The organism is Roseibium album (assembly GCF_001404515.1).
GTDB lineage: Bacteria > Pseudomonadota > Alphaproteobacteria > Rhizobiales > Stappiaceae > Roseibium > Roseibium album.
Map to the genome: position 1 here is coordinate 743,933 of NZ_CXWE01000003.1, position 17,460 is coordinate 761,392.

General features: G+C 57.3%; 14 protein-coding genes. 8 read left to right on the forward strand and 6 right to left on the reverse strand.

Going from position 1 to position 17,460, the window contains the following annotated elements:
* Positions 1 to 112: 112 nt before the first annotated feature.
* The 8 genes from LA5095_RS12980 (at position 113) to LA5095_RS13015 (ending at position 9,060) form a co-directional block, all read left to right on the forward strand.
* Positions 113 to 1,894: a sensor histidine kinase gene (locus LA5095_RS12980; protein WP_055115444.1), complete on the forward strand. Its 1,782-nt coding sequence runs from the start codon at positions 113 to 115 to the stop codon at positions 1,892 to 1,894.
* A gap of 5 nt (positions 1,895 to 1,899) precedes the next feature.
* Entirely contained in the window at positions 1,900 to 3,234 is a 1,335-nt protein-coding gene (locus tag LA5095_RS12985) for a sigma-54-dependent transcriptional regulator (RefSeq protein ID WP_055115446.1), read from the forward strand.
* Between the two features lie 95 nt (positions 3,235 to 3,329).
* Positions 3,330 to 3,761, forward strand: a complete 432-nt coding sequence (locus tag LA5095_RS12990) for a carboxymuconolactone decarboxylase family protein (protein ID WP_055115447.1) — start codon at positions 3,330 to 3,332, stop codon at positions 3,759 to 3,761.
* Between the two features lie 7 nt (positions 3,762 to 3,768).
* Positions 3,769 to 4,677: an RNA polymerase sigma factor SigJ gene (sigJ, locus tag LA5095_RS12995; RefSeq protein ID WP_104703120.1), complete on the forward strand. Its 909-nt coding sequence runs from the start codon at positions 3,769 to 3,771 to the stop codon at positions 4,675 to 4,677.
* A 231-nt stretch (positions 4,678 to 4,908) separates the two neighbouring features.
* A complete protein-coding gene (locus LA5095_RS13000) occupies positions 4,909 to 5,916 on the forward strand; it encodes a DctP family TRAP transporter solute-binding subunit (protein ID WP_029063305.1) in 1,008 nt (335 codons plus the stop codon).
* 132 nt (positions 5,917 to 6,048) lie between these two features.
* Positions 6,049 to 6,681, forward strand: a complete 633-nt coding sequence (locus tag LA5095_RS13005) for a TRAP transporter small permease (RefSeq protein WP_029063304.1) — start codon at positions 6,049 to 6,051, stop codon at positions 6,679 to 6,681.
* A gap of 6 nt (positions 6,682 to 6,687) precedes the next feature.
* Complete coding sequence (locus LA5095_RS13010) at positions 6,688 to 8,286, forward strand: TRAP transporter large permease (RefSeq protein ID WP_055115449.1); 1,599 nt, start codon at positions 6,688 to 6,690, stop codon at positions 8,284 to 8,286.
* 126 nt (positions 8,287 to 8,412) lie between these two features.
* Positions 8,413 to 9,060, forward strand: coding sequence for an MSMEG_1061 family FMN-dependent PPOX-type flavoprotein (locus LA5095_RS13015; RefSeq protein ID WP_055115451.1), 648 nt, complete (start codon positions 8,413 to 8,415; stop codon positions 9,058 to 9,060).
* Between the two features lie 86 nt (positions 9,061 to 9,146).
* Here the strand turns inward: LA5095_RS13015 and LA5095_RS13020 are convergent, their stop codons facing one another.
* The 6 genes from LA5095_RS13020 to LA5095_RS13045 form a co-directional block, all read right to left on the reverse strand.
* Entirely contained in the window at positions 9,147 to 9,428 is a 282-nt protein-coding gene (locus LA5095_RS13020) for an SCP2 sterol-binding domain-containing protein (RefSeq protein WP_029063301.1), read from the reverse strand.
* A 155-nt stretch (positions 9,429 to 9,583) separates the two neighbouring features.
* Entirely contained in the window at positions 9,584 to 11,383 is a 1,800-nt protein-coding gene (locus LA5095_RS13025) for an IlvD/Edd family dehydratase (RefSeq protein WP_055115453.1), read from the reverse strand.
* Between the two features lie 112 nt (positions 11,384 to 11,495).
* Positions 11,496 to 12,827: an HAD family hydrolase gene (locus LA5095_RS13030; RefSeq protein WP_208992661.1), complete on the reverse strand. Its 1,332-nt coding sequence runs from the start codon at positions 12,825 to 12,827 to the stop codon at positions 11,496 to 11,498.
* Positions 12,828 to 13,717: 890 nt separating this feature from the next.
* Entirely contained in the window at positions 13,718 to 15,439 is a 1,722-nt protein-coding gene (locus LA5095_RS13035; RefSeq protein WP_055115455.1) for an ABC transporter ATP-binding protein, read from the reverse strand.
* 7 nt (positions 15,440 to 15,446) lie between these two features.
* Entirely contained in the window at positions 15,447 to 16,424 is a 978-nt protein-coding gene (locus LA5095_RS13040) for an ABC transporter permease (RefSeq protein WP_186009627.1), read from the reverse strand.
* Between the two features lie 14 nt (positions 16,425 to 16,438).
* Positions 16,439 to 17,413, reverse strand: a complete 975-nt coding sequence (locus tag LA5095_RS13045; protein WP_055115457.1) for an ABC transporter permease — start codon at positions 17,411 to 17,413, stop codon at positions 16,439 to 16,441.
* Positions 17,414 to 17,460 lie beyond the last annotated feature (47 nt).

Below are 17,460 nucleotides of genomic sequence, written 5' to 3' on the forward strand. Positions count from 1 at the left end.
GCGAAAAAAATGCCGGTCGATTTTCAAACAGGCTCCCGAGCGACCCTCAAATCGGCACTATTGGCTGGTTTGGTCAATTTCACGGCAGAATTTCCTGCAGTATACTGGTGAGATGATACGCAGACCAAAGCGCCTGACATGGCGCAAGCTTAAATTCGGGATCGGAGCCGGTCTGGTTTTAGCCACCCTGGTAGTAGTGTGGCTGACGGGTTTGGCCAGCCTGCGGATCACACTTGCTGAAGCCGAAACACGTGCCGCGGCCAATCTCGCCGTTCAGACCGCAGCCCTGGAACGGCTCCTGGACAAATTCCGTCTTCTGTCACCGCTTCTGGCCCGGGGCCCGGAAGTCGCGCGCTTCTATTATTCGGAAAACTTGAACACGGAGCCGGGTATTGCAGCAATCGCCGCAGGCATGTCCGGAGCGGAAGAAGTCTGGCTGATGGATGCGTCCGGCAAAGTGATCGTCTCCAGCCAGGACAGCGTTCCCGTCAATGCAATCGGTGATGCATCCACCATCCCACATGCCTTCAGACAGGCAAAACAGGGTCAGCTGGGGCGAGAACTGATCCCGGGCACACCGGAGACGCCTTCGAACTATGTATTTGCCTCTCCGCTGCGCAGAGGAGAGACCTTCCTTGGGGTTCTTGCTGTTCGTGTGAGCCTGGATGATGTCGAGCAGGCCTGGGCTTTGAGCAAGGACCCGATCCTGGCGCTGGACGACGGAAGGGTCGTTGTCTCCAACGTGCCGGCGCTGCGCGGAATGACGGTGGACAGGCTTGACCCGAGCTGGAACGTTGCGGACCTTTCTCTCGCTGGACGACTGCATCTTCTTCTGCCGGCCGCCAGTGCGGCGAGCACCCACATGCAATTGACGTCCAATCTTCCGGTTCTGGATTGGCAGATCCGGACTCTTGTCGACATCGGCGATGCGCGCCGGCAGTCCGGTTGGGCAATGCTCGTCGCTTTGCTGGTATGCGTGATTGCCGCCGGCGGCATCTGGTTTCTGATCACGCGCCGTGAGGAATTCGTTCGTGAAGAACGACGCAATCGCGCATCTGCACTCAGGCTGGAAAGGCGCGTCCAGAGCCGGACGGCGGAGTTGCGCCGCGCCAACGCGCACCTGGAGCGAGAGGTGAGTGAGCGCCAGCAGGCCGAGGCCAATCTGCGCCAGACTCAGGCGGAGCTGGTCCAGGCTGCCAAGCTGGCAACGCTGGGTCGGATGTCGGCTGCGCTCAGCCACGAGTACAATCAGCCGCTTGCTGCAATAAGGTCGGATGCCGAGATTGCCGAAATGTTGATCGACAGGGGCAGGGCCGAAGAAGCACGCGGAAACCTGACGCGGATCGGTGGCATGGTGAAACGGATGGGTGAAATCGCCAAGACCCTGAAGGGGTTCACGCGCAAGTCGGGTACCGACATCAAACCGGTTTCGCTTCGCCAGGTCATTGATGAGGCCATGCTGCTGCTTCGTCCGCAGATCAAGCAAAGCGGTTTTGTACTGTCTTTGGACTTGCCGGATGAAGACATAATCGTGAAGGGCGGACGTATTCGTCTGGAGCAGGTGGTCATCAACCTGCTGTCCAATGCGCTCGATGCCGTGCAGGCGAGCCCGGCGCCGCTGATCAGCCTCTCGCTCATCCGGGAGGGCGATGAAGCGGTGCTTGAAGTCACGGACAATGGTACCGGTATCGATGAAGAGGTTCTGCCCCAGATTTTCGACCCGTTTTATACGACCAAGGATGTCGGTTCGGGGCTCGGTCTGGGCTTGTCGATTGCCTACAAAATCGTCCATGACTTCTCCGGGTCGCTCAAAGCGGCGAATCGGGAGGGCGGCGGTGCTGTCTTCACCATGCGCCTTCCGGTGGCAGATGAGCGCGTGCTGGCAGCGGAATAGGAAAAATGGATCAGGCAACGGTTCTGTTGATCGACGATGAGGAAGCGCTTCGGGGTTCCTTGAGCCAGGGGCTGGAACTGACAGGTCAGGACGTCTTTGCCTCCGGAAGGCCGGAAAGTGCACTTGAGCGCATCAGTCGGGACTTCTACGGCGTCCTGGTGACCGATATCCGCATGCCGGGGACCGACGGTTTTCAGGTGATGAAAAACGCCTTTGAAATCGATCCGGCGCTCCCTGTTGTACTGATCACCGGACATGGGGACGTGCCGCTTGCGGTCGAGGCGATGCGCGCAGGCGCGTACGATTTCCTGGAAAAGCCGTTCTCCGTTGCACATCTCGCCTCTGTGGTGGAACGCGCGCTGGACAAGCGCCGGCTGGTTCTTGAGAACAGGAAGCTGCGCGAAGAACTGGCGGACAGAACCGGGCTTGAAAGCCGCCTGGTCGGGCGCACACCGGCGATGGATCTGCTGCGCAAAAACGTGATGGCGCTTGCTGCGACAGACGCCGACATTCTGATTCTGGGAGAGACAGGATCAGGCAAGGAGGTGGTTGCACGGGCACTCCACGATGAAGGACCTCGCAAGGACAAGCCCTTCGTTGCGCTGAACTGCGGCGCTTTGCCGGCCGAGATCATCGAATCGGAACTGTTCGGCCACGAGAAAGGCACCTTTACCGGTGCCAGCGGACAAAGGATCGGCAAGCTTGAACACGCCCATGGCGGCACGGTCTTTCTCGACGAGATCGAATCCATGCCCCTGGAACTTCAGGTCAAACTGCTGCGGGTCATAGAAACGCGAACCATCGAGCGGCTTGGCTCCAACAAGGCGATTGAACTGGATGTTCGTTTCGTCGCCGCGACAAAGGAAGACCTGGAAGCCGCCGGCAAGGCAGGCCGTTTCCGGCTGGATCTCTTTTATCGCCTCAATGTCGTCAACGTCGAGATCCCGCCGCTGCGCGACCGTATCGAGGATATACCGCTGTTGTTCCGGCATCTGGCCGTCGAGGCCAGGGCGCGCTACCGTCGCGAAATTCCCGACATCGGCGAGCTTTACCTTGCCGACCTTATGGCACGCGATTGGCCGGGTAACGTTCGGGAGTTGCGAAACGTGGCCGACCGGTTCGTGCTTGGGCTTGAACAGCAATCCGATCCTCAGTCTTCCAACGGCTCCAGTCTGTTCGAACAGATCGCGAATTACGAGCGTGCGCTTATTGCGGCTGAACTCAAGCGCAACGGCGGCGTGATCAAACCGACTTATGAAAATCTGGGTCTTTCGCGAAAGGCTCTTTACGAAAAGATGCGTAAACACGGACTTGGAAAAGACGAGATCGACGCTGTGTGACGGTTACCCGGTTTTTTTCAGCCTGTTCGTCACAATGGGGACTGTCCGTTCGTCAAAGGAGTGTTACTCCCGTAAACTTCTCCAGGAAGACACCAATGACGACTGCCAATCCAATCAACTATCAGGACTTCATCCCTTCGGTACTTCAGCGGTTTGTGGCTGCCAGCGGAGAGATCGGCAAGTCCGACCTTGATCCTAAACTGCATCACCTGCTGGATCTCAGGGCATCTCAGATCAATCAGTGCGCCTATTGCGTAAAGATGCATAACAAGGAAGCCCTGGATGATGGCGAAAGCCAGGAACGTCTGCAGCGCCTGACCGTCTGGCGGCATGTCGAGGATTTCACGCCTGCGGAAAAGGCCGCATTGGCCTGGACTGAAGCCTTGACGAACCTTGATCCGAAGACGGACTATTCCGTTCTCAGAGCCGATCTGCGCTCCCACTTCTCCGACGGTGAAATCAGCGCGATCACATCTTCGGTGGCGATGATCAATCTCTGGAACCGGATACAGGTCTCGAACCACTGATGCGGCAATGATGTCCAGAAACGACTTCTTTGAACAGGCGCGGCCACGTCTGCTCGGCCTGGCCTATCGGATGCTCGGCTCCATGGCCGACGCCGAGGATGCGGTACAGGATACCTTTGTCAAATGGCAGAGCGTGGACGGAAACACGGTTTCAAATCCTGAAGCCTTTCTGACCACGATTTGCACAAATCGTTGCCTGGATTATCTCAAGGCTGCTCACAGGAAACGGGTCGACTATGTCGGCCCGTGGATTCCCGAGCCGCTTCAGACCGATGCCGGTTCCGATCCGGAAACCGATCTGGAGCGGGCTCAATCGTTGACGACGGCTTTTCTCATGCTGCTGGAAAGGCTGACGCCAAAGGAAAGGGCGGCTTATCTGCTTCGGGAAGTGTTCGGAAAACCTTATCCGGAAGTCGCCGACACGCTGCAGATGAGCGAAGCCGGATGCCGTCAACTGGTCTCGCGCGCGGGCCGGTTTGTCCGGTCGCATTCTTCAAGGTCTGTTCCCACTCCTGACCAGCAAAGTGCTCTCCTCAAGGCATTCATGTCTGCGCTTGCAACCGGATCGACGGACAAATTGGCGGCGCTTCTGGCAGACTCTGTTCAGCTTCGGACGGATGGAGGTGGAAAGGCCACCGCGATCACCCGCACGCTCCAGGGATCGGATGTCGTTTCCAAATACATCGCCAAAATCCTCAGTCGCTTGTGGACGGAAGACCGGACTGTCGAGATTGAAATCAACGGATTGCGAGGTCTGGTCGAGTACGACGGTGCGCGCATTGTGACTGCGACGACGTTGGGATTTGACACGTCCGGACTGGTCGACCAGGTGTTCATGATCCGAAACCCCGAAAAGCTTGCACGACTTGAAAATCGCATTCACCACGATGCGAAAAGCGGCGCTCTTTGGCGCTGAGTAATGTGTCGGTTTCGACACATTGGGCGCATCGCATGTGTCAGGTGCCACCCATTTTCGACAAGATGACCTTCCCGACGACCGGAATTTTCGAAAGCATCCGCCGGAATCCTGTCGTTTTATCCAGGAACTCAAAGTTGGCACACGCCTTGCGAATAAGCGCAGGACCAGCCTCTGTGCTGTCCGGTCAAGCAAATGGCCGCCTTACCAAAATGTCTGGGAGGACATCCGATGAAAAAATTTGTAATCGCCGCTGCTGCTGCGGCTTCCTTTGCCATGACATCCGCTGCCCAGGCGGCCGATGAATGCGGCGACGGCGAAGTTGTCATCAAGTTTAGCCACGTGGTTTCGGCCCAGGGTCACCCGAAAGGTGAGATGGCAACAGCACTTGCCAACCGGATCAACACCGAGATGGATGGCAAGGCCTGCATGCAGGTGTTCCCGTCTTCACAGCTGTTTGACGACAACAAGGTGATGGAAGCCCTGCTTCTTGGCGATGTCCAGCTTGCAGCACCGTCCCTGTCGAAATTCGAGTCCTACACGCTGAAATACCGCGTCTTCGACCTGCCGTTCCTGTTCACCAACATGGACGCCGTGACCACCTTCACCAAGGGCGAAAAGGGTCAGGAACTTCTGGGTGCCATGTCCGACTACGGTTTTGTCGGTCTTGGTTATGTCTTCAACGGTCTGAAGCAGTTCTCTGCCAACAAGCCGCTTCTGGTTCCAAGCGATGCCAAGGGTCTGAAGTTCCGCGTGCAGACGTCCGACGTGGCGGTCGCCATGATCGAAGCCATGGGTGCAAATGCGCAGAAACTGGCATTCAAGGAAGTCTACGGTGCGCTGCAGACCGGAGTTGTCGACGGGCAGGAAAACACCTGGTCCAACATCTACACCAAGAAGTTCTTCGAAGTTCAGGACGGCACTACGGAAACCAACCACCAGCTGCTGACCTATCTGGCCGTGACCTCTCAGGAATGGCTGGACAGCCTGGAAGCGGATACCCGTGACCAGTTCCTGACGATCTTCAACGAAGTCTCCGACGAGTACAACGCGCGCGCAGCGGAGATCAACGAAGCCAACAAGCAGAAGATCATCGAAAACAAGGGTGTTGTTCGCCAGCTGACACCTGAGCAGCGTGACGAATGGGTCAACACCATGAAGCCGGTTTGGGACCAGTTCCGCGACGACATCGGTCAGGATGTCATCGACGCGGCCGTCTCTTCAAACAAGGCAAGCTAAGACTTCGTGGTCTGACGGGATGGGCTCGCTTGGCGAGCCCATCTTCTGACGCAATCAATTTCAAAATTTCATGCGGCGCGCTTCTGGCGCGCAAGGCCGGTGCGGCAGCGCGCCGGCATTGGGGAGGCTGTCATGTCCCGTGTCGGACGGTTTGTCGATTCCTTGGAGGAAAACATCCTCGCCTTGATTCTGGCGTTGATGACCATCGTAACCTTCAGTCAGGTGGTCGCCCGCTATGGCTTCAATTCAGGCTGGACCGGAGCGCTCGAATTCACACGTGTCCTGTTCGCCTGGCTGATCCTGTTCGGAATGAGCTACGGCATCAAGATCGGTGCCCATCTCGGGGTTGATGCGGTGATCAACCTGTTGCCGAAACCGATGTTCAGGCTGGCCGCTCTGCTCGGTGCGGCGTTGACGGTACTTTATGCCCTGCTTCTGTTTGACGCGACCTGGTTCGGGGCCTTGTTCGGGCTTGAAAACAAAGGCTCGTCGGGTGGTGCGTTCGCTTATGTCGCCAAGTTCTACAAGTTGCCCATCGGCATGGAAGACCTGAAATGGCCGGTCTTCATTCAGGAATGGTTCGACGTCAAGGAACGTGTTCCGCGCTGGATACCCTACGTCATCCTGCCGGTTGGTCTCCTGTTGCTGGCCTTCCGGGCTGCGCAGGCATTCGTGCTCATCCTCATGGGTAAAAAAGACGCCATCATCGCTGCCCACGAGGCAGAAGACCTGGTGGCGGAAAACAAAGACGTGCTGAAGGACTAGGGCCCGATGGAAACCGCATTTCTCTTCATTTTCCTGTTCGGCTTCCTGTTCCTCGGGGTACCGATCGCCATTTCGCTCGGCCTGTCCGCCGTGCTCTACATTGCGCTCTTCAGCCACGATTCGATGAGTTCGGTTGCCGTGCAGCTGTTCAATGCCTCGCAGAACTTCACGTTGCTGGCGATCCCGTTCTTCATCCTGGCCTCCAGCTTCATGTCGACCGGCGGTGTTGCAAGGAGGATCATTCGCTTTTCGATCGACGCTGTCGGGTGGATTCGCGGAGGCCTCGCCATTGCGGCTGTCTTTGCCTGCATGCTCTTTGCGGCGCTCTCCGGTTCGTCACCGGCCACCGTTGTCGCCATCGGCACAATCGCCATCGCCGGCATGCGTCAGGCCGGCTACACGAAGGAATTTGCCGCCGGGGTCATCGCCAATGCGGGCACGCTCGGCATTTTGATTCCGCCATCGATTGTGATGGTGGTTTATGCGGCCGCAACGAACGTTTCTGTCGGCAGAATGTTCTTTGCAGGTGTCATTCCCGGTCTCATTGCCGGCCTGATGCTGATGACGGCGATCTACATCATGGCCCGGATAAAAAAATTGCCGGCGCAGCCATGGGCGGGGTCCAAGGAGCTTTGGAGCTCATTGTCTCAAGCAGCTGTCGGCCTCTTCCTGATGGTCATCATCCTCGGTGGAATTTATCTGGGTATCTTCACACCGACCGAGGCTGCTGCCGTGGCTGCCGTTTATGCCGGATTGATCGCGCTTTTTGTCTATCGGGACATGGGGCCGCTTTCCGGGATCGGCTGGATCAATGAAGGCGACAGTCCGCTTGCCTTGACCGGGTTCAAGGCAATTACCTACGCGTTCGTTGCCATGCTCACCTGGTCCGCCATTGCAAAACTCGCGACCGAGCGCGCCTTCTTCGGTCTCGACAGCATCATCGTGCTGATTGCTGCCCTGGTCGCCTACCCGTTGCTCAGGGGCGGTCTTAGCCCTGCTGCGCTGCCGGCTGCCTATGGCGCAGGCGGCAAGGTCTGGGGCCGCAATCTCGGACTCATTGCCTGGAAGTTCTTCCCGGCTATGGTCCACAAGGACACCAAGAAGGTACTGACGGATTCGTCGAAGACGACCATCATGTTGATGTTCATCATCGTCAACGCGCTCCTGTTTGCTCACACACTTACCGCCGAGCAGATACCGCAGGTGATCACTGACTGGATGGTCGAGGCCGGGTTCAACTGGTTCACCTTCCTGCTGGCGGTCAACATCATCCTGCTGATTGGCGGACAGTTCATGGAACCGTCCGGCCTGTTGCTGATCGTGGCTCCGGTCGTCTTTCCGATTGGACTGGAGCTCGGCGTTGATCCGATCCATCTCGGTATCCTGATGGTGGTGAATATGGAAATCGGCATGATCACGCCGCCGATCGGACTGAACCTGTTCGTGACATCAGGAATTACCGGCATGAGTCTGGTTCAGGTGGTAAAGGCAGCCGCGCCCTTTGTGCTGGTGCTTCTGCTGTTCCTCGTCATCGTGACCTATGTTCCGGCGCTTTCGACGTTCCTGCCCTATTACTTCATGGGGCCGGAGATCATCACGCGATAGGATACGGGCACCAAAACGCACAGACGGCCGGGCCATGTCCGGCCGTTTCTGTTTTTGATCATCGAGATGCTCTGGTTGACAGACGGGAATTGCCGTTCATTCTTTTCGGCATGACAGGAGCCTCCGATGACGAACGACAGCGACCCCTTTTCCGGTTTTTCCGATATCGTGACCCGCGCCGAGGACCTTGAGGGAATCACGGGCGAACCGCTGCCGCAGATCATTCACAAGGAGATTCCCGCGCTGGACTCCATCTGCCGGGACTTCATTTCACACGCGCCGTTCTGCTTTCTTGCGACGGCAAATCCGGATGGATATCTCGATGTGTCCCCGAGAGGTGATCCCGCCGGATTTGTGAAGGTCCTTGATGAAACCACGCTGGCGATCCCCGACAGGCCCGGAAACAGGCGTTTGGATACGTTCCACAATGTCCTGAAGGACCCGAGGGTCGGCGTTCTCTTCATGATACCGGGCAGAGGTGAAACGCTTCGAATTCGCGGGGAAGCCAGGATCGTCAGGGACCGTGATCTGATTGCGTCGATGGCAATCAACGGGCGCGAACCGAAGCTCGCACTGGTGATTCATGTGAAGAGCGCCTTCATGCACTGCCCCAAATGCGTTTTCCGGTCAAACATCTGGCAGCCGGAAAAGTGGCCGGACACGACCGGACTGGCTGACATGAACGAAGCCATGGTCAAGCATGCCAGGATCGCCATGAATCCCGACGAATGGTTTGAAACTCTCAAACAGGAGGGTGAACTCGAGCTCTGGTAGAAGACCGGAGCACTTGGTCCATCAAGGCGTACGACAAAAAAAGCCGGCCCAGCGGACCGGCTTGGGATTGGGTTTTCCCCCAAATATCAGACGATGCTGCCGAGCTTCATCGCGACACTCATGTCGCCTTCGACCTGCATCTTGCCACCCATGAAAGCGCTTGTCGGGTTCAACTCGCCCGACAGGAGATCGGCGAGATCTTCCGCAGAAATCTTGATCGTGCAATCGGCATCACCATCATCATTGCTGACATCCGAGCCCTGAAGAAAAATGACGCCGTCACCGCCCATGTCGAACTTGACGCTTTCTTCAATTCCACCGCTGGCGACTTTTTCGCGGACACCTTCCGTGAGCTGTTCCAAGGACATGAGTTGTCTCCTATCTGAATCTGGCAGCTGTCGTTCGTTGCTTTCTTGATGTATGACCTTTACGTAATCGTCAAGTGGCAAATTTCACTTGTTCCGTCAGGCGGCAATAGGCGTTGCCAACCGGCGCTCTGGTCGTCCGGGTCAAGAAACACTCTCTAGTGATTGTCCCGTGGCAAGCCTCTTGTGTGAGCAACGTCCTGGTACTTGACCGCCGGTTCCAGCACCATTCCCTTGTCGAACTGGCCAACCATGCCGCGCTGGATCTCCTGCCACGGCGTTTGGCTGTCGGCAACCTGGAAACCGCCCGATGCCTCGAGGTCCTTGCGGCGCTGTGCCAGCTCCTCGTCCGAAATCAGGATATCGGCGGTTCCCTTGTTGAGGTCGATGCGCACCCGGTCACCGGTCTTGAGCAATGCAAGACCACCCATCGCCGCCGCTTCGGGCGACGCATTCAGGATGGACGGTGATCCGGACGTGCCGGACTGGCGGCCGTCGCCAATGCAGGGAAGCTCCGTGATGCCACGCTTGATCAGGGCTGCAGGTGGCTGCATGTTGACGACCTCCGCCCCACCGGGATAGCCGACCGGTCCGGTGCCGCGAATGAAGAGCATGCAGTTCTCGTCGATCTCCAGGTCCGGATCGTCAAGCCTGTGGTGATAGTCCTCCGGCCCTTCAAAGACGATGGCGCGACCCTCGAAGGCTTCAGGGTCATCCGGATTGGAAAGATAGCGGCTCCGGAATTCCTTGGAAATCACGCTGGTCTTCATGATGGCACTGTCGAACAGATTGCCCTTGAGATTGATGAACCCGGCCCGGTCCATCATCGGGGCATCGAATGATTTGATCACGTCGGGAAGGTCGGTGACGATGCCCTCACAGTTCTCGGCGATTGTTTTGCCGTTCGCGGTGACCGCATCGGGATGGGGAAGCCTGCCGTGGCGCAGCAACTCGGCAACGACAGCCGGTACGCCGCCTGCATGAAAATAGTCTTCGCCGAGATACTCACCGGCTGGCTGCAGGTTGACCAGAAGCGGCACATCGTGACCAACTTTCTGCCAGTCGTCATTGTCCAGTTCGACACCGACATGGCGGGCAACACCGTTCAGGTGGATCGGGGCATTGGTGGATCCGCCGATCGCCGAGTTGATCACAATGGCGTTTTCAAACGCTTCCCGTGTCATGATATCTGAGGGTTTCTGGTCCTCGTGAACCATGTCGACGATGCGTTTGCCGGTTTCGTATGAAATCGCGCCGCGTTCGCGGTAGGGCGCGGGTATCGCGGCGGCTCCTGGCAACTGCATGCCGAGCGCTTCCGCAAGAGAATTCATTGTCGTTGCGGTGCCCATCGTGTTGCAGTAGCCCACCGATGGAGCCGCTGAAGCGACAAGGTCCATGAACCCGGCATAGTCGATTTCCCCGGCTGCCATCATCTGGCGGGCTTTCCAGACGATTGTGCCTGACCCTGTCCGCTCGCCCTTGTACCAGCCGTTCAGCATCGGACCGACGGAAAGTGCGATTGCCGGGACGTTCACGGTCGCTGCCGCCATCAGGCAGGCCGGTGTGGTCTTGTCGCAGCCGATTGTCAGAACGACGCCGTCAATCGGATAGCCATAAAGAAGTTCAACCAGGCCCAGATAGGCCAGATTCCGGTCGAGCGCCGCCGTTGGACGCTTGCCCGTTTCCTGAATCGGATGAACGGGAAATTCGAAAGCAATGCCGCCCTGGTCGCGGATGCCTTCCCGGACCCGCTTTGCCAGTTCCAGGTGGTGTCGGTTGCAGGGCGAGAGGTCCGACCCGGTCTGGGCGATGCCGATGATCGGCTTGCCGGATTGCAGTTCTTCCCGGGTAATGCCGAAATTGAGGTAACGCTCGATGTAAAGCGCTGTCATACCGGGATTATCCGGATTGTCGAACCACGCCGCTGACCGCAGCTTCGGCTGTTTCTTGTCGCTCATCGCGCCTCTTCCCTCAATCTTTTCAAGATATAAGGCAGGATAAACACCACGCTTCGGGCGCTGTAAAGGCAATGTCTGTTCAATATGGTCTCATCATATGAGACTCTTTGGTTCAAAGCCGGCCGATTTGGCGACCTCCAATGCCGACACGCGCAAAGCCCAGGAGGATTACCAGACAAACACCAAACAGCAGCGGGGTCGCGTGGACCGGCACCACGGTTGACGCTCCGCACAGGCCGCCAAGCACCCAAAGTCCAACAATCAGTTTTCTGGCGCGACCTGCGAGCACCTCTCTGCGCATCGCGAGGGCCTTGAGCGCAGGAAACGCCCCGATTTCGTCTGTATTGCTGACGGCAATCGGATGCGGTTCGTCGGGCGAATTCGGGGCCTTTGATGTGCAGGCGTAGAGCTCCAGAGAGCTTCGGTCCTGCGACAGGGTCAGAAACAGCGATGTGCCGTTGCCGGAAACCAGTGCGGAAGCTGCCTGGGCCGTTGTCGCGGTCTGCGTTTCATCCGGACATTCAAGCCCGAGCATATCGGCAAGTGCCATGCGCGTTTTGGAGCCGTCATTGGTGAAGAGCCAGGGTGTCAAACCTTCGGCACGCATGGCCATCCCGGCGGCACCTGCATCTTGCCTGAGGGTACCTTCAAGCCCGAGGACACCGACCACACGCCCGCCGACCGCGACCCGCAAAACGGTTTTGCCATCTGCCTCGAGCGACCTTGCAATGGCATCGGCCGTAAAACTGTCGATCTTGAGCTGCTTCAATAGTTCCGTCGTGCCGATCACGACAGTCTGGCCGCCAAGGAGGGCAACCACGCCAATTCCGTGTGTCGGTTCGAAACGGTCGGGTGTCTTCAGAGGCACGCGCCACTGGCTAGCGAGTTGACGCAAGGCCAAGGCAACCGGATGGCTTGATTGCGCCTCTGCGGAAGCCGCGACTGCAAGCAGGGTTCTTGGCTCGTTGTCGAATGCCATCACATTGGTCACCATCAGGTCCGGTCCTGACATCAGGGCTGTCTTGTCGATGACAATGTCGCCGGCGCGGCCGATTGCGGTAAGAGCGGCTGGAGCCAGATCTCGTGCACCGGCGGCAAGCGCACCCTTTTGAAAAACCTTGTCAGCAAAGGCATTGATGCCGTCGACCAGAAATGGCCACGAGAGCAGCAGGGCTGCCGAGACTGCGACCGGAAATCGAAGTGGATCAAATGCGAGCCAGAGGCCGCCGGCGCCGACCGACAGCACGATCGAACCAACCGCTTCGCGAATTCCCGAAAGATCGCCCCGAGGGGGCAGGATCGAGACGCCGAGCGCTCGCAGCAGCACCATGAAAGCGGCGGAAACAGCGGGAACATTTGCATTGCCGGTCGGGTTTCCTGAGGCGAGAAGGATCGTGGTCGAGGCCAGGAGCAGCGTGCTGAGCAGGATCGTGAGAAAGGTCAATGCACCGCCAAACCGGCCATTCAAAGAGTAGGTGAGGGAAAAGAACGAGAATATCGAAGCAAAAATGCTGAAAAATAGGGCGCTGTAAATTCCGAAAACATGAACAATGCCTAGAGGAAAGTAGGTGATCACGTTGATTTCTATTAATGCGAGTACCAGGAAAAAGACCGAAACAACAATAGATGCATACCAAGTTATTGTATTTAAGGATTTATTGGCCATGGTTCGACGATCTCGCGACTTTGTGTTTCTTGATGCATCCGAAAATTGCGTGGACCGAACCACTCAGACTGAAACCCGGAGACACGCCTGAGCATGTGCAGCCGAACGCTCGAACACAACGTAGAGAGATCAAAGAAACGGCAGATTGGAATACGTCTGTTCAAGGAATAGTCACTATTGCCGATGTTTTATGCGTATGAGCACTTGCCAGAATCAAGTGTTTCGGAGATTTTGATTTGCATATTCAAAAGGGGCTTGCTCAATTTAAGAGCTCAAATAGACGTTATACTTAAAGTTGTGAAATACGACATAGTAGTGCAGTTGCAGGGAGAGCAGTTTTGCTCTCCCTGTTTGCTTTTAAGGCCTGGTCGCCGAAGAAGTGATTTATGAAAGTATCGGCCGTATGCCGTTTGGTCTTTGCATGATGTCAAATTGCCTGCGGCTTTATTTGCAAGCGCTCTGACAGGTGGATTGGCGCGGCAATTCTTGCCTGGTTCCCACTTGTCTGTGGCTATTTGTTTCGGACAACGGGGAATCGGTACACCGATAGGAGTCAATACCGCGACTCGCCGGACTGACAATAAATTTCGCTTCCCGGTTTCTTCGAAGCTTGCTCGCTGGCCCGGTCGGTGAAACCGGAAACCAGCGTTTGTCCGGTGCGAAAGCTTTCAGACTGTTTCCAGATTGGCCCGTGACAGCAATTCCAGGGACGGCATCAGATCCAGGAGTTCACGTGTGTAAGGATGCTTTGGATGTTCAAATAGCTCGTCGCAATCGGAAACCTCGCACAGTTCGCCGTTCCGCATCACGCCGATCCGGTTGCACATCTGGCGAATGACCGCGAGGTCATGGCTGATGAACAGCATGGTCAGGCCGAGTTCTTGCTGAAGATCCTTCAGAAGATTGAGTATCTGTGCCTGGATGGAGACATCGAGTGCCGATGTCGGCTCGTCGCAGATCAGGAACCTTGGCCGGGTCGCAAGCGCACGTGCAATGGAGATGCGTTGACGCTGACCACCGGAAAATTCATGCGGAAACTTCTGGCCGGCCTGCGCACCCAATCCGACATGGTCCAGCAGGTCGTCGACGATCTGTCGGACTTCCGCGTTGCTGGAGGCCAGTTTGTGGAACTTGATCGGTTCGGCGATGATATCGCGCACCCGCATGCGGGCATTGAGCGACGAAAACGGATCCTGGAAAATCATCTGCATCTGGCGCCGCATCGCCAGCACATCCTTGCGGTTCGTCAACGATGTGAGTTCTGTTTTGCCAAACAGGATGGAACCGCCGGTGGGATGATAAAGCCCCGTGATCAGGCGCGCGATGGTCGACTTCCCGGAACCGCTCTCGCCGACGACGCCGAAGGTTTCGCCTTGCTCGATGTCGAAACTGACTTTCTTGACCGCCTGGAAGTACTTCCTTTGCGACGGAAAAATTGAGCCGCGAACCTCGAAACGCATATCGAGGTCGCGAATCTGAACCAGAGGACCGGCGACCTGTTCGTAATCGCGGGACTTGCCCAGCCAATGGGTCGAGATATCGATATGTTTCTGCGGCGTGCCGGCTTTCTCGATGTAGTTGACCACAGGAAAACGGTCTACTTTGACATCCGGACGCGGAACGGCGGAAATCAGACTTTGCGTATAGGGGTGTTTTGGTGCGCCGAGCACCTGGGTTGTCTCGCCGTATTCGACCAGATCGCCGTGATACATCACCGCAACGTGATCCGTTATGTCGGCGATCACACCCATGTCGTGCGTGATCACGAGCATTGCCACGTTGCGCTCCTCGCAGAGCTTTTTCATCAGCTCGAGAATCTGCGCCTGTATGGAAACGTCGAGGGCGGTGGTCGGCTCGTCGGCAATGACAAGCTCGGGTTCGGCGCAAAGAGCGAGTGCAATGACGACTCGCTGGCGCATCCCGCCCGAAAACTGGTGCGGGTATTGTTTGATACGTTCTTCCGGGTCGGGAATGCCGACCGAATCGATCAGCTCCACGGCCCGTTTCTGGGCATCTTTCGCAGAAAGCGGAAGATGGGTACGGATCGTTTCGACCAACTGGGATTCGACCGTCTGCAGCGGATCCAGCGAGGTCAGCGGATCCTGAAAGATCATGCCGATCTTGCGCCCTCGAAGCAGGCGTTTTTCCTTGTAGGACAGATTATCGATGCGTTTGCCGTGCAGGAAGATTTCGCCACCCGCGATATGTCCCGGTTCCTGAAGCAGTCCGATGACGGCGTTGCCGACGGTTGACTTGCCGGCACCCGATTCGCCGACCACACCGAGGACCTTGCCCGCCTCGACACTCATATCGACATCGTCTACCGCCACAAAGACTGACTTGCGGCTGGGGAATTCGACCGTGAGATCCTTGATATCCAGAACGTTCATGATGCCCTCACCGCAATTTCGGGTTCAGGGCATCGCGCAGCCAGTCGCCCAGAAGGTTGACGTTCAGGACCAGCAGCGCGAGCGCCAGGCCGGGGAAAATCGCGATCCACCATTCACCGGAATAAAGGAAGTCGTTGCCCACCGCGATCAGGGTTCCAAGCGAAGGCTGGGTGGGCGGCATGCCGACCCCGAGGAACGAAAGTGTCGCTTCGGTGACGATGGCAAGCGCCAGATTGATCGTCGCAATCACCATTACAGGTCCCATCACATTCGGCAGGATATGCCGCGCCATGATGATGACCGAAGGGATGCCGATGACGCGGGCTGCCTGGACATATTCCTTGTTCTTTTCCACCATGGTGGAGCCGCGCACCGTGCGCGCATATTGCACCCAGAACGACAGAGCCAATGACACGATAAGGATATAGAAGGCGAATATCTCACGGTCCACACCACCGAAGATACCGGCTGCGATTCCATCGATCAGCAGCGCAATCAGGATCGCCGGGAAGGTCAATTGTACGTCGGCAATCCGCATGATGACGGTATCGACACGCCCACCCATGTAGCCGGCGACAAGTCCGAGCGTGATGCCGATAACGGCAGCGGCGACAACCGAGCAAAACCCGACAATCAGCGAAATCCGCATGCCGTAAAAAATACCGGAGAGCAGGTCTCTGCCCTGATCATCGGTTCCCAGCAGGAAACGTGGGTCGGCGTATTCCATCCAGACGGGTGGAACCCGAGCATCCAGGATCGAAATGGACGCCAGGTCGAACGGGTTGTGGGGTGCGACCCAGGGTGCCAGGAAGGCGAGCATGAACAGGATGAAGGTCCCAATGGCAGCAACCACCGTGACCTTGGAGCGCAGGAACGAATGGAACATGTCGCTGTCGAAAACCTTCGACAGGCGTCCCGGCGCCACCTGATGACCAGATCGGTCCTGGACGGCGGCCTTGGCTTCTTCGTTGGAGACGTAGGGCATGAGTGGCTGTCCCCTTATGGCCGGCCGACGCGCAGGCGCGGGTCGATATAGAAGTAGAGAATGTCGACAATGAAGTTGATCGCGACGAAAAGGAAAGCGGTCAGCAGCAGGTAGGCCGACATGATCGGAATGTCGACGTTCTGCACTGCCTGCAAGAACATCAGTCCCATTCCCGGCCAATTGAAGACTGTTTCGGTTATGGTGGCGAAGGCGATGATCGCCCCGAGCTGAAGGCCGGTGATCGTGATTACCGGAACAAGCGTGTTCTTCAGGGCGTGACGGAAGTTGACCAGCCGGTCCGGCAACCCGCGCGCCCGAGCGAACTTGATATAGTCGGTCCGGATCACTTCCAGCATCTCGGCGCGAATGAGGCGCATGATCAGGGTCATCTGGTAGAGGCCGAGCGTGATCGAAGGCAGGATCAGCGCCTTGAGGCCGGAGATCGTCAGAAATCCGGTCGTCCACCAGGAACCGATCTGCACGGTGTCACCGCGTCCGAAGCTCGGCAGCCACTGCAGCGTTACGGAAAACAGGAAAATGAGCAGGATGCCGATGAAGAAGGTCGGCAGGGAGATCCCGATGAGCGACACGGACAGAAAGAACTTTGATACCGGCGATTCTCGATTGAGGCCGGCATAGATCCCCATCGGAATACCCACCACAAGAGCGAACAGCGCCGATGTGAAACTGAGCTCAAGCGTTGCCGGAATGCGTTTGGCAAAGAGTTCCGAGACCGGCTGGCGGAACTGGTATGAGGTGCCGAAGTCGAACTGGGCCGCGTTGGTTACAAAACGCAGGAACTGGACAGGGATCGGATCGTTGAGACCGAGACGTTCGCGAAGGGCTTCACGCTCTTCGATTGACGTTTCGATCCCGACCATCTGGTTGATCGGATCACCCACAAAACGGAACATGGTGAAGGCAAGCAGGGCCACCACCAGCATGACAATCATCGCCTGGATCAGGCGGCGCGTCGCAAAACCAATCATTTCGGCTCTTTAGGGTCTGGCATGAAAATACGCTCCCGGCTCTGGAC

Bases quoted from the DNA above. Each gene is read 5' to 3' on its own strand.
- LA5095_RS12980 (WP_055115444.1), top strand. From the start codon at position 113: ATGATACGCAGACCAAAGCGCCTGACATGGCGCAAGCTTAAATTCGGG.
- LA5095_RS13000 (WP_029063305.1), top strand. From the start codon at position 4,909: ATGAAAAAATTTGTAATCGCCGCTGCTGCTGCGGCTTCCTTTGCCATG.
- LA5095_RS13040 (WP_186009627.1), bottom strand. From the start codon at position 16,424: ATGCCCTACGTCTCCAACGAAGAAGCCAAGGCCGCCGTCCAGGACCGA.
- LA5095_RS13010 (WP_055115449.1), top strand. From the start codon at position 6,688: ATGGAAACCGCATTTCTCTTCATTTTCCTGTTCGGCTTCCTGTTCCTC.
- LA5095_RS13015 (WP_055115451.1), top strand. From the start codon at position 8,413: ATGACGAACGACAGCGACCCCTTTTCCGGTTTTTCCGATATCGTGACC.
- LA5095_RS13020 (WP_029063301.1), bottom strand. From the start codon at position 9,428: ATGTCCTTGGAACAGCTCACGGAAGGTGTCCGCGAAAAAGTCGCCAGC.
- LA5095_RS13045 (WP_055115457.1), bottom strand. From the start codon at position 17,413: ATGATTGGTTTTGCGACGCGCCGCCTGATCCAGGCGATGATTGTCATG.
- LA5095_RS13025 (WP_055115453.1), bottom strand. From the start codon at position 11,383: ATGAGCGACAAGAAACAGCCGAAGCTGCGGTCAGCGGCGTGGTTCGAC.
- sigJ (WP_104703120.1), top strand. From the start codon at position 3,769: ATGATGTCCAGAAACGACTTCTTTGAACAGGCGCGGCCACGTCTGCTC.
- LA5095_RS13035 (WP_055115455.1), bottom strand. From the start codon at position 15,439: ATGAACGTTCTGGATATCAAGGATCTCACGGTCGAATTCCCCAGCCGC.
- LA5095_RS12985 (WP_055115446.1), top strand. From the start codon at position 1,900: ATGGATCAGGCAACGGTTCTGTTGATCGACGATGAGGAAGCGCTTCGG.
- LA5095_RS12990 (WP_055115447.1), top strand. From the start codon at position 3,330: ATGACGACTGCCAATCCAATCAACTATCAGGACTTCATCCCTTCGGTA.
- LA5095_RS13005 (WP_029063304.1), top strand. From the start codon at position 6,049: ATGTCCCGTGTCGGACGGTTTGTCGATTCCTTGGAGGAAAACATCCTC.